This window comes from Tardiphaga sp. 768_D3_N2_1 (genome assembly GCF_052076105.1).
GTDB lineage: Bacteria > Pseudomonadota > Alphaproteobacteria > Rhizobiales > Xanthobacteraceae > Tardiphaga.
Genome location: NZ_CP197245.1, coordinates 947,666 through 959,752 on the forward strand (window position 1 = coordinate 947,666; position 12,087 = coordinate 959,752).

Here is a 12,087-nt window from a genome sequence, read left to right on the forward strand (position 1 = left end):
TTCGGGCCATAAAAATATAAGGAAACGCCTATGTCGCTCCCCAAAGCTCTCGATGGCACGCTCGAACTGCCTGTGCTCGGTTCCCCGCTGTTTATCGTGTCCGGTCCCGAACTCGTCATTGCGCAATGCAAGGCGGGCATCGTCGGTTCGTTTCCGGCGCTCAATGCGCGGCCGGCAGAAGTGCTCGATCAGTGGCTGACGCGCATCGAGGATGAGCTCGACGAGTACAAGGCGAAGAATCCCGGCAAGAAGGTCGCGCCCTATGCGGTGAACCAGATCTGCCACGCCTCCAACGACCGGTTGATGAAGGACATGGAAACCTGTGTGAAGCACAAGGTTCCGATCATCATCACTTCGTTGCGTCCGCCGTCGGAAATCGTCGAAGCTGCGCATTCCTATGGCGGCGTCGTGTTTCACGACGTGATCAACGTCAAGCACGCGCGCAAGGCAGCCGAGCAAGGCGTCGATGGACTGATCTTGGTTTGCGCCGGAGCCGGTGGTCATGCCGGTACGTTGTCACCCTTCGCGCTGGTCCGTGAAGTGAAGCAGTGGTTCAAGGGCACTGTGCTGGTATCTGGTGCGATCTCCGACGGTTACGGGATCGCATCGGCGCTCGCGCTCGGCGCGGACCTCGCTTACATGGGCACGCGCTTCATTGCGACCGAAGAGGCCAATGCCGACCCGGCCTACAAGAAGGCGCTGACCGAATTCGCCGCGCATGACACGGTCTACACCAACCTGTTCACCGGTATTCATGGTAACTATCTCGGCCCGTCCATCGCAGCCGCCGGCCTCGATCCCGATAATCTGCCCGTGGCTGACAAGACCAAGATGAACTTCGGTTCCGGCGGTAACATGAAGGTCAAGGCCTGGAAGGACATCTGGGGCTGCGGTCAGGGTATCGGCCAGATTACTGACGCGCCGCCGGTGGCCGAATTGGTCGAACGGCTGAAGTCCGAATATGCGGAGGCAACCTCGGACTTTGCGAGACGGGCACGCGCATAAGCGCGGCCCGATAACAACAAAACGGGGAGGTGACAATCATGGCATCAGTGATGCTGAAGACGCTTGGGCTGTTTGCTCTTGCCGTAGGTCTGCATACAACGACGCAGGCGATGGCCGACACCAAGGAAGAAATAAAAATCGGGCAGACGCTTCCCTATAGCGGTCCGCTCTCGGGCTTCGGCGTGATCGGCCGTGCGCAGGAAGCCTATTTCGCCAAGCTCAATGCCGACGGGGGCATCAACGGGCGAAAGATCAAGTTCATCAGCCTCGATGATGCCTATTCGCCGCCGAAGACCGTCGAGCAAACCCGCAAGCTGGTCGAGCAGGACGAGGTCCTGATGATGTTCGGGACACTCGGCACCGCAACCAACAACGCTGTGCATCGTTACCTAAACAGCAAGAAGATTCCGCAACTGTTCGTGCTATCAGGCGCGACCAAATGGGCCGACCCGAAGGGGTTCCCGTGGACGATGCCGGGCATGGCCGCCTATGAATCGGAAGGCGTCGTCTATGCCAAGCACCTCCTGAAAACCAAGCCGGATGCGAAGATCGCCATCCTGGCGCAGAACGACGATCTCGGAAAAGACTATGTAGCCGGCTTCAAGCGTGCGCTTGGCGACAAGGCCGCGAAGATGATCGTGTCCGAGGCGACCTACGAGACGAGCGCTCCGACGATCTTGTCACAATTGGCGACGCTCAAGACGTCGGGCGCGAACGCGCTGTTCGGTGCCGTGGTTGGCAAATTCTCATCACAGATGATCAAGGGCGTGGCCGAAATCGGTTGGAAGCCGGATTTGATGTTCGTCCCTACCTCGGCCTCGTCGATAACCTTTCTGGAGCCCGCCGGTCTCGACAATGCCACCGGCCTGATCACCTCCAGCTACCAGAAGGACATCAATGACGAGCAGTGGGCGAACGACGAGGATGTGAAAGCCTATTTCGCTTTCATGAAAGAGAGCCTGCCGTCGGCCGATCCGCGCAACACCAATTATGCGACCGGGTTCCTGAATGCCCATCTCATCACGCATATCCTCAAGGCATGCGGAGACGATGTTAGCCGAGAGAATATCCTGCGCCAGGCGACGTCGATGAAGAACGTCAAACTGCCGCTGCTGTTGTCGGGTGTCACGGTGAATACTGACAAGGACGACTATCTTTCGTTCCAGCAGCTGCGGCTACGCCGGTTCAACGGCAAGAACTGGGAAGGCTTTGGCGAATTGCTCGACGACCAGTGAGCGCTCGTGCCATCACATCGACAGAAAAGAGATCGAAGCCGGTAACGGCTTCGATCGATTCAAGAACAAAGTAAGGGCGGACTATGATTATCAGCGGCGACCGGGCGATCGGCTATCCGGACATCATGCAGCGCGTCGCCAGGGCGGCGACTGGTTTCAAGAGCCTCGGGGCAGGTCCCGATGCACCCGTCGGCATGATGCTCCGTAACGATTTCGCCCTGTTCGAAACGGCCTTCGGTGCGGGTGCGCTGGGGGCCCGCGTGGTGCCGATCAACTGGCATCTGAAAGGCGAGGAAGTCCGCTATATCCTCGCCGACAGCGGCGCGAATCTGCTGGTCTGCCACGCCGACCTGTTGCCGCAGATCGCGGAGAGTCTGCCAAAGGGATTGCCGATCCTGGTCGTCCGCACCCCGCCGGAAATCGCGGAGGCCTATGGCGTTTCCAAGGCGGCAACCGAAGTCCCTGCCGATTGCACGGATTTCGATACGTGGCGCGAGCAGCACGCGCCGATGGACAATGTGCCGAAGCGCGCGCTGACCATGTTCTACACGTCGGGCACGACTGGCCGACCGAAGGGCGTGACGCGTGCGCCGATGACAGCCGAACAGGCGGCGGCATCCGAGCGCGTCGGTGGCATCGCCTATGGGCTGAAGCCGAATGAGAGCCAGATCATCCTGATGAACGGGCCGATGTATCATTCGGCGCCGAGCTCCTACGGGCTGATGGCCTTCCGCCATGGCAGCACGATCGTTCTCGAACCGCGCTTCGATCCCGAGGATCTGCTGCAACTGACCGAAAAACACCGCATCACCAACATGCATATGGTGCCGACCATGTTCGTGCGGCTGCTGCGACTGTCGGACGAGGTGAAGTCGCGCTACGATCTGTCATCGCTGCGCTTCATCATCCATGGCGCGGCGCCGTGCCCGATCCATGTGAAGCAGGCGATGATCGCGTGGTGGGGACCGGTGATCAACGAATATCTCGGCTCCACTGAAACCGGTGTACCGATCTGGCATTCGTCGGAGGAAGCTCTGAGGAAGCCGGGTACGGTCGGCCGCACCATCGAGGGCGGCGTGGTCAAGATCTTCGACGCCGATGGCAAGGAATGTCCGGTCAATGTGCCCGGTGAAATCTTCATGCGGCAGACCTCGGTACCGGATTTCGACTATCAAGGACGCCCGGAAGCGCGGGCAGAAGCCGGCCGTGAGGGCCTGATCAGCGTCGGTGACGTCGGCTATCTCGATGAGGATGGCTATCTCTTCATGTGCGATCGCAAACGCGACATGGTCATCTCCGGCGGTGTGAATATTTATCCCGCTGAGATCGAGAATGCGCTGATCGGTATGGACGGCGTGCGTGATTGCGCGGTGTTCGGCGTGCCCGACGACGAGTTCGGCGAGCGGTTGGTCGGCTGCGTCGAGCTTGAAAGCGGCGTAACGCTCGCGGTGCCGGAGATTCAGGCCTGGCTCAAGCAGAAGCTCGCCAACTTCAAAGTGCCGAAGGAAATCCATTTCCACGATGCGTTGCCGCGTGAATCGACCGGCAAGATCTTCAAGCGCAAGCTGCGGGATCAGTATGGGTCAGCAGTCGCATAGGGCACGTTGGCAGAATAGGTCGCTCCATCAAGCGGATCGACCGATCAAACCAACAAAAAGGCGCGAGGCTAATAGCCTCGCGCCTTTCGTTTTTCAGGTGTTTGGATCAGGTGTTGATCCCAAGGATCATGTATTGATCCACACCGCCTTGATGTTGAGATATTCGTCGACGTGATGCACACCGGACTCGCGACCATAGCCGCTCATCTTGTAGCCGCCGAACGGCACGGCGGGATCCATCGCTTGATAGCAGTTGATCCAGACCGAGCCAGCCTGCAGAGACTTCGCGAGGCGATGCGCCTTGCTGACATCCTTGGTCCACACGCCGCTGCCGAGACCGAAGGTCGTGTTGTTGGCGCGCTGCACCAGTTCGTCCATGTCGGTGAACGAGATCGCAGAGATGACCGGTCCGAAGATCTCTTCCTGCGCGATCTTCATGTTGTCCTGCACATTGGCGAACACGGTCGGTTGCACGAAGTAACCCTTGGCCAGGTCACCGTCGGTCAGGCGGCCGCCGCCCGACAGCGCCTTTGCGCCTTCGCCGGCGCCGGTCGTGAGATAGCCGGTGACGCGGTCAAGCTGTTCCTTCGATACCAGCGGTCCGAGCTGGATGCTGGGGTCGGCGCCGTTGCCGACTTTCAGCTTCTTGGCGAATTCGGCGACCTTGCCGACGAATTCGTCATAGATCTTCTTTTCGACGAACAAGCGGGTGCCGGCGCTGCAGATCTGGCCGGAATTGGCGAACACCGCCATTGCGGCGCCGGGGACTGCCGCATCGAGATCGGCATCGGCGAACACAATGTTCGGCGACTTGCCGCCGAGCTCCAGCGATACGCGCTTGAGATTGCCGGCCGAGGCTCGGATGATCGACTGGCCGGTGAAGTGCGAACCGGTGAAGGCGACCTTGTTGACGTCCTGATGCGACGCCAGCGCAGCACCTGCGGTCTCGCCATAGCCCGGCACGACGTTGATAACGCCAGCGGGGAAGCCCGCCTCCAGCGCAAGTTCACCAAGACGCAGTGAGGTAAGCGGCGCTTCTTCCGCTGGCTTCAGAACGATGGTGCAGCCGGTGGCGATCGCAGGGCCGATCTTCCAGACGCTGGCTGACAGCGGCGAGTTCCACGGGATGATGGCGCCGACGACGCCGACCGGCTCTTTCAGCGTGTAGGAGAAGATCTCGCCGGGCAGGGAGTTCTCGATGGTCTCGCCATAGATAAGTGTTGCCTGGCCGGCATAGAAGCGCAGCATGCCGAGGATGCGCTGCTTGCCCGCGAAGGTGCGCATGACAGGCGCGCCCATGTCGAGGGTGTCCAGCAAAGCGAGTTCATCGAAATGCTTCTCGACGAGATCGGCGAATTTCAGCAGCAGCGCCTGACGCTCATAGGGCTTGGCCTTGCTCCATGGTCCTTCGAAGGCGCGGCGTGCTGCAGCAACTGCGAGGTCGATATCCCCAGCATCGCCTTCTGCGACGGTAGCCAGCAGCTCGCCAGTAGCGGGGTTGTGCGTCTCGAACTTCTTGCCGGACTTCGCATCGACCCATTTGCCGTCGATCAGCATCTGCTTGTAGGAGCCGTTCGCATAGGGGTGCGCGGTGGCGGAGATTGGCTGCATCAAGCCCATTGTGATCCTCCCGGACGTTTGTTTGAAGTGCCGTTGTAGCGCGCGAAATATATCGTTTTCACGAAGCGGGTAAAGGCGGGGAACCCGCGGCGTTCTGCATGGGTGATCCTCGCGACCAATTCATGATCGTGAATTTGTTCGCGGTGTCGTGAATGCGGATGAGTGTCGTGCGTGATATTGAGAGCACCACGCCCATTTGTCCGGATCATGTCCGATCCGTTGGACGCCTTCTAGAATTCCGAATTGCTGGAGTGCACCATGCCCCACGCCGCTCTGTCCGCCGGTTCTGTTGCCGTCATTACGGGAGGCGCCTCGGGCATCGGCCTTGCCGCAGCGACGAGTTTTGCGCGGCTCGGCATGCGCATCTGCATCGTCGATCTCGGCGAAGGCCGTCTCGCCAAGGCTGCTGGCCAGATCGCCGGTGTCGCGAAAGGTGGGGCCGACAATGTGATGACGGCCGCCGTCGATGTCAGCGACATTAGCGCGATGGCCAGGCTTGCCGCAGATGTCCAGGCCCGTTTCGGTGGCTGCGACGTGCTGATGAATAATGCCGGCATCCAGGTGCCGACTTCAACGCTTGGTCCGCGCGACAATTGGGAGCGGCTCATCGGCGTCAATCTGTGGGGCATCGTCAATGGCTGTCAGGCTTTCGCGGCGGATATGATTGCACGCAAGCGGCCCGGCCTGATCATCAATACCGGCTCGAAGCAGGGCATCACCACGCCGCCCGGAAATCCCGCCTACAATGTCTCCAAGGCGGGCGTGAAGGCCTATACCGAGGCGCTGGCGCATGAGCTGCGCAACACGGAGGGCTGCCAGATCTCCGCGCATCTTTTGATCCCGGGTTTCGTCTTTACGCCGCTGGCAGCCGGTGGTCGCACTGAGAAGCCGGATGCGGCGTGGACAACCGAGCAGACCGTGGACTTCATGATGCAACGGCTCGAAGCCGGTGACTTCTACATCCTTTGCCCGGACAACGACGTGCCGCGCACGCTCGACGAACGCCGCATGTTGTGGGCGATCGGCGATGTGGTCGAGAACCGGCCAGCGCTGTCGCGCTGGCATCCCGACTATGCCGAGGCCTTCGCAGACTTCGTGAAACAGAAATAAAATAGCAAGGGAGAAGCGCAGTGGATTACGTCAAATTTGGAAATACCGGCCTCGACGTCTCGCGCCTTTGTCTGGGATGCATGACCTATGGCATCTCCGATCGCGGCGCGCATGCATGGACGCTCGACGAGGAGAAGAGCCGCCCGCTGATCAAGCAAGCCATTGAGCTCGGCATCAATTTCTTCGACACAGCGAATGTCTATTCGGATGGTACGTCGGAGGAAATCGTCGGCCGCGCGCTGAAGGATTTTACGAAGCGCGACGACGTGGTGCTGGCGACCAAGGTCTACAACCGCATGCGGCCGGGGCCGAATGGCATGGGCCTGTCGCGCAAGGCGATCATGACCGAGATCGATCACAGCCTGCGCCGTCTCGGCACCGATTATATCGATCTCTATCAGATCCACCGACTCGACAAGAACACGCCCATCGAGGAGACGCTGGAAGCGCTGCATGACGTCGTGAAGGCCGGCAAGGTCCGCTATATCGGCGCCTCCAGCATGTATGCGTGGCAATTCTCCAAGGCGCTCTATACGTCGCGGCTCAACGGCTGGACCGAATTCGTCAGCATGCAGAACCATGTCAATCTGCTGAACCGGGAGGAAGAGCGCGAGATGTTGCCGCTCTGTGTCGATCAGAAGATCGCGGTGATGCCGTGGAGCCCGCTCGCGCGTGGGCGCCTGACGCGCGCATGGGATGAAGTGAGCGAGCGCCAGAAGACGGACGAGTTCGGGAAGACGCTCTACGTGCAGGCCGAGGCTTCCGATCGCAAGATCGTCGAGCAGGTCGCGGCTGTCGCCAAGACGCGCGGCGTTCCGCAGGCGCAGGTGGCGATGGCCTGGCTGCTGCAGAAGAGGGGCATCACATCGCCGATCATCGGTGCATCGAAGCCGGCGCATCTAACCGATGCGGTGGCGGCGCTGTCGTTGAAGCTGACGAATGAGGAGATTGCGGCCCTTGAAGCGCCGTATGTGCCGCATGCGGTGGCAGGGTTTGGTTAGCACCCATTCACTGTCCTCATGGTGAGGAGCGCCCGCTTGGCGCGCATCTCGAACCATGAGTGTGTCACGCATCCTTCGAGACGCGCGCGAAGTGCGCGCTCCTCAGGATGAGGACGGAGTGTTCGACTGAGACGACATTCGCCTCAGCTATACCGCTTCTCCTGACCATCGTCCGCATACCAGTCGAAGGTCTCGTCCGAGAGATTGACGATCACGTTCTGGATCTGGGTGTATTCCTCATAGGCGACGATGCCGTTTTCGCGGCCGATGCCACTCATCTTGAAGCCGCCCCAGGGCGAGCAGGGATCGATGCGGTGGTGGTCGTTGATCCAGACGATACCGCTCTGCAGCTGATGCGCCACCCGGTGTGCACGGGTGACGTCGCGGGTCCAGATCGAGGTCGCCAGCCCGAATTCGGTGCCGTTGGACAGCGCGATCGCTTCCTCCTCAGTATCGAACGGAATGACGACAACCACGGGTCCGAATATCTCTTCCTGTGCGATCCGCATGTTGCCGGTCACGTTCGTGAAGATGGTCGGCTGATGATAGTAGCCGTTCTCGAACATTGCGCCCTCCGGCCGCTTGCCGCCGGCCGCGAGGGTGGCGCCTTCTTCCAGACCGATCTTGACGTAGCGCTCGGTGAGTTCGCGCTGTTTGGCCGAGACGAGGGGCCCCATCTGCGTTGCCATGTCCTGCGGATCACCGATCCGGATCGCATTGGTGCGCTTCACCAGTTCGGCGACGACGGCGTCATGCACGGAGCGTTGCACCAGCAGCCGCGCACCCTGCACGCAGGTCTGGCCGGTAGCGATGAAGGACGCGAACAGTGCAGCCGCCACGCCGCGCTCGATGGAGGTGTCGTCGAACAGGATGACCGCGGCCTTGCCGCCGAGTTCGGCCGCCACCTTGGTGAGGTTGGCGCCGGCCAGCGACGCCACCATCTTGCCGGTCTCGGTGCCGCCGGTGAGGTCGATCTTCTTGATGCGTTTGCTGGTGGTCAGCGCCTTGCCGGCGGTGGCGCCATAGCCGGGCACGACATTGTAGACGCCGTCGGGCACGCCGGCTTCCTTGAAGATGTCGCCGAGCAGAAGAGGTGTGATCGGCGCCAGTTCGCTCGGCTTCACCACCATCGTATTGCCGGCCGCCATCGACGGCGCGATCTTCTTGGTGAGGATCAGGAGCGGATGATTCCACGGCGTCACATGGCCGACGACGCCCAGCGGTACCCGGCGGGTATAATTCAGGAAATTGCCGCCGAAGGGCGGGACGGTGTCCTCATGGGTGCGCGCCAGAGCGCCGAAATAGCGAAACCATTCCGGCAGCCGGCCGAGCTGCGCGCTCATTTCGCGGCGGGCGCGGCCGATCTGATCGACCTCGATGGTCACCAGTTCGGGGAGCTTTTTGGCCAGCAATTCGCCGGCCCGGTGCATGATGTCGCCGCGGACCGCGCCCGGTGTCGCCGCCCAGATTTTGCCGGCGCGTTCGGCGGCGTCGATGGCCAGATCGATATCCTTCTCGTCGCCTTCGGCGACATCTGCCAGATGGCTCCGGTCCTTCGGGTTCTCGATCCTGATGGTGCGGCCGGTCGAGTTTGGCTGAAACCGGCCATCGATATAGAGCCCGAACGGGCGACCATCGTTCATCATTGGCATGTCCTTGAATTTGCACCGTGATCGGCCTGACGGCGGTAGCCGCTTTGGCGGACTATGACTAATCAGAAACAGGTGATTTTGCGATCAACGCGCGGTTGCAGCGCGGCGATAGAATCGGGCGGTCCAATCCGATTGCAGAAAGTCGCCTGTGGATTCTTCGAGCCTGGAAAGGCGCCCTTAACCGGTATTCATGCACGTTGACGATGACGCCGAGGACTCCGGTATCCTTTAATATTGATGCAACGCTTGGCCCATATTTGAAGGCACTTAAAAGCGTGGCAGGAGATTTTTTAATGACCAAGCTAGATGCGGAAGTCGACGATCTCATCGCCGCATGCCACGGTGACACCCGTGGTGTCGTGGCAGCACTCATTCTCGTCAATCAGCAACTCGAGACCGAACTGGCCGAACTGCGTGCGCAGATAGCCGCACGGCCGTTCGATGAGCAGATGGTGCACACCGTTCTGCACTGATGGGTGACTTGATGCAGCGCAAGTGCGCCACAAGATTCGCGGTGTATAAATTCAAACTCGGCTGGGATTCGGGACGCCCTTTTGGCGTAATCGGAATCCCGGGATGGAGGTTTGGATGCCCAGACAATTTGGACTGAAGGCGACATCGGTGGCAGCGTCGGCGCCCGCCGCGACGTGTAAAACGACGCTTGGCCTGATCGGGTGGATGTTTGCGCCGAAGGGCCGCGTGTCGCGTGGCGCCACAGCGGCGAGGCGCTCACCGTCATACACGGCGCTCCCCTATGCGCCAGCAAGCTGGCGCGGCCCCCGAGGGCGACGATCGGTCTCGGTCAACTGAAGCCCGCACGACGTCGGCATTAACGAGGCGGGCGTTTGTCGGTCGCGGGTCGTCCGTTGATGCCAGGCTCGTTCAGAAACTTGTTGGTGGGGGATGGGTTGTCCGTCAGCCAGTCCACGAAATGGACGGCATTCTCGATCCAGTCCATCAATCTCGTCCAGGCGCGTGTCAGGGCATGTGGCATGCCGATTAGTCGCAGATCGCGTGCCCGAGGTTCAGCGGACCGGGCAAGGGTGGCGGATTGGGCCGTCAGGCGGCCTTCATCACCATCGGTTTGTCGTTGCCCGTTACGCATTCGATCACGATCTGATCGTCACCCAATTGCCTGCGACGCAGGGCGGACTGCATCTTACCGAACACCTCGACGACAGTACGGAGCTCCCTGCGCAGCTCTTCGATCTGCGTCGGCCTCGGTCCCTCGTGATATCCCCGCAAATACCTGGCCGCGGCGACGATCTCCGGCGAAAGCGGGGCCTTCAGCTTGACGGCGAGCACCAGTCCTTCTCCGATCGCCTGCTGCAGGAATGCTATCGTATCTGCGAGCAACAGCTCGCGTCCCTCATGCCGGTCCATGATGTCGCCGCCGATTCGCTTAGGTTGATGCTGAGAGAAGGGTGCCGCGGTATGGGTAATGAACAGTCACGGAAAACCTTGCGCGGATTGATGGGGTCATCAATGCGGAGGGATGACCCTACTCAGCTCTGAGGAGGTCGGCGCGGCTCGATCAGTCGTGACGGAACGAGCGAGCCAGTTGGTCCTCGATCGGCTTGCGGAGATAGGCGAACGCAGTACGGGAGCCATTCTGAATATAGGCTTCGACCGGCATGCCCGGGACAAGGGCCTTCTGGCCGAGTTTGGCGAGCTCTCCATCGACGAGGCCAATGCGCGCTACATAATAGGACGCGCCGGACTGCGGGTCTTTTGTGAGATCGGCCGCTATGCGGGTAAGTCTTCCGTTGAGATCCGGTGTGACAGCGGAATCGAATGCGGTGAAACGCAGCTTCGCGGACTGACCCAATCGGAGGCGGTCAATCATTTGCGGATCAACCCGCGCCTCGACCACGAGAGAATCCTTCTCCGGAACGATAAGCATCAACTGTTCGCCCGCAGTAATAACGCCGCCCACCGTATGAATCGTCTTCTGGTGAACCATCCCGTCCTGCGGCGCCCGCAGCATCACGCGCGCGAGCTGGTCGACCGCCGCGATCCGGCGCTCGGAGAGATCGGCCATCTTGATCTCCACCTCACGCAGCTCGGTCGCGATCTCGCGCCGCTGATCCTGCACGACCTGCAACGTCTGAAGTTCTGTCTCGGTGATGCGGCCTTTGGCCCGCGCCGTTTCGGCGATCAATTGTCCTTCCTCGCCGATCAGTCGTGCGGCTTCGCGCTCGAGTGTCGTCAGCCGTGCGTAGGGAATTAGATTTTTCTCGAAGAGCTGGCGAACTCCTTCGAGCTCTCGCTGGATCAGTCGGATCTGTTCGCGCTTCGACTCGATCTGAGCGGCGAGGCCGTGGATCTCCTCACCGATCTGCGATGTGCGCTCACGCAGTTGCGACTGTTGGCCGCTGACGGCTTCGCGTCGTCTGAGCAACAGGCTCGTCTCGCCGGCGATGATGTCGGCGATCGCGGGCAACTCGATACGGTCCGCAAGTTCAACCGGTATGACGAAAGCATCGCGGCCGTCCTGTTCCGCGCGCAGCCGCGCCCGGCGCGTCCAGAACTGGTTGAGCTGATTTTCGATCAGCGCCAGGTTGGCTCGCGTCATGGTCTCGTCAAGCCGGACCAGAACGTCGCCTGCGCGCACGCGGTCTCCGTCGTTGACAAGAATCTCGGCAACCACCCCGCCGGTCGGGTGCTGAACCCTGCGCACGTTGCTATCGACCACGATCTGTGCCGGCGCAATTACCGCGCTCGCGAGTGGCGCGGTCACCGCCCAGACGCCGGCGGTGGAGATCGCCACGGCGAGTATAGCCAGCCCCGCATAAGCTGTTCGCCGGATATCGCGGAAGGGATCGGGACGGCTTGAGTTGGACGCTGCAGAATTTGGCATCAGGTT

10 protein-coding genes are annotated in these 12,087 nt (G+C 60.9%); 6 read left to right on the plus strand and 4 right to left on the minus strand.

Features of this window, described 5'->3' with window-relative positions; all coding sequences use genetic code 11:
- Nucleotides 1–30 precede the first annotated feature (30 nt).
- The 3 genes from AB8A27_RS04480 (at nucleotide 31) to AB8A27_RS04490 (ending at nucleotide 3,838) form a co-directional block, all read left to right on the plus strand.
- On the plus strand, nucleotides 31–1,005 hold the full coding sequence (locus AB8A27_RS04480; RefSeq protein ID WP_441240871.1) for an NAD(P)H-dependent flavin oxidoreductase: 975 nt from the start codon (nucleotides 31–33) through the stop codon (nucleotides 1,003–1,005).
- A gap of 38 nt (nucleotides 1,006–1,043) precedes the next feature.
- Complete coding sequence (locus AB8A27_RS04485; protein ID WP_441240872.1) at nucleotides 1,044–2,240, plus strand: ABC transporter substrate-binding protein; 1,197 nt, start codon at nucleotides 1,044–1,046, stop codon at nucleotides 2,238–2,240.
- Nucleotides 2,241–2,323: 83 nt separating this feature from the next.
- Nucleotides 2,324–3,838 (plus strand): acyl-CoA synthetase, encoded by a 1,515-nt coding sequence (locus tag AB8A27_RS04490; protein ID WP_441240873.1) that lies wholly within the window; start codon nucleotides 2,324–2,326, stop codon nucleotides 3,836–3,838.
- A gap of 126 nt (nucleotides 3,839–3,964) precedes the next feature.
- Here the strand turns inward: AB8A27_RS04490 and AB8A27_RS04495 are convergent, their stop codons facing one another.
- Nucleotides 3,965–5,449: an aldehyde dehydrogenase family protein gene (locus AB8A27_RS04495; RefSeq protein ID WP_441244823.1), complete on the minus strand. Its 1,485-nt coding sequence runs from the start codon at nucleotides 5,447–5,449 to the stop codon at nucleotides 3,965–3,967.
- Nucleotides 5,450–5,716: 267 nt separating this feature from the next.
- On the opposite strand from AB8A27_RS04495, the gene AB8A27_RS04500 reads away from it, so the two are divergent.
- Together AB8A27_RS04500 and AB8A27_RS04505 are read left to right on the plus strand one after the other, a co-directional pair.
- Nucleotides 5,717–6,568: an SDR family NAD(P)-dependent oxidoreductase gene (locus tag AB8A27_RS04500; RefSeq protein ID WP_441240874.1), complete on the plus strand. Its 852-nt coding sequence runs from the start codon at nucleotides 5,717–5,719 to the stop codon at nucleotides 6,566–6,568.
- Between the two features lie 20 nt (nucleotides 6,569–6,588).
- Nucleotides 6,589–7,569 carry an aldo/keto reductase gene (locus AB8A27_RS04505; RefSeq protein WP_441240875.1) on the plus strand — a complete coding sequence of 327 codons (981 nt, stop codon included), beginning with the start codon at nucleotides 6,589–6,591 and terminating at the stop codon, nucleotides 7,567–7,569.
- Between the two features lie 143 nt (nucleotides 7,570–7,712).
- Here AB8A27_RS04505 and AB8A27_RS04510 read toward each other — a convergent pair whose 3' ends face one another.
- The gene (locus AB8A27_RS04510) at nucleotides 7,713–9,215 is read right to left on the minus strand and encodes an aldehyde dehydrogenase (protein WP_441240876.1); all 1,503 of its coding nucleotides are present in this window, start codon (nucleotides 9,213–9,215) and stop codon (nucleotides 7,713–7,715) included.
- A gap of 299 nt (nucleotides 9,216–9,514) precedes the next feature.
- Here AB8A27_RS04510 and AB8A27_RS04515 point away from each other — a divergent pair, with 299 nt between their 5' ends.
- A complete protein-coding gene (locus tag AB8A27_RS04515; RefSeq protein ID WP_441240877.1) occupies nucleotides 9,515–9,694 on the plus strand; it encodes a hypothetical protein in 180 nt (59 codons plus the stop codon).
- A 586-nt stretch (nucleotides 9,695–10,280) separates the two neighbouring features.
- Here the strand turns inward: AB8A27_RS04515 and AB8A27_RS04520 are convergent.
- Both AB8A27_RS04520 and AB8A27_RS04525 read right to left on the minus strand, forming a co-directional pair.
- Nucleotides 10,281–10,604, minus strand: coding sequence for a hypothetical protein (locus AB8A27_RS04520; protein WP_441240878.1), 324 nt, complete (start codon nucleotides 10,602–10,604; stop codon nucleotides 10,281–10,283).
- A gap of 151 nt (nucleotides 10,605–10,755) precedes the next feature.
- Complete coding sequence (locus AB8A27_RS04525) at nucleotides 10,756–12,081, minus strand: HlyD family type I secretion periplasmic adaptor subunit (protein ID WP_441240879.1); 1,326 nt, start codon at nucleotides 12,079–12,081, stop codon at nucleotides 10,756–10,758.
- Nucleotides 12,082–12,087: the final 6 nt, after the last annotated feature.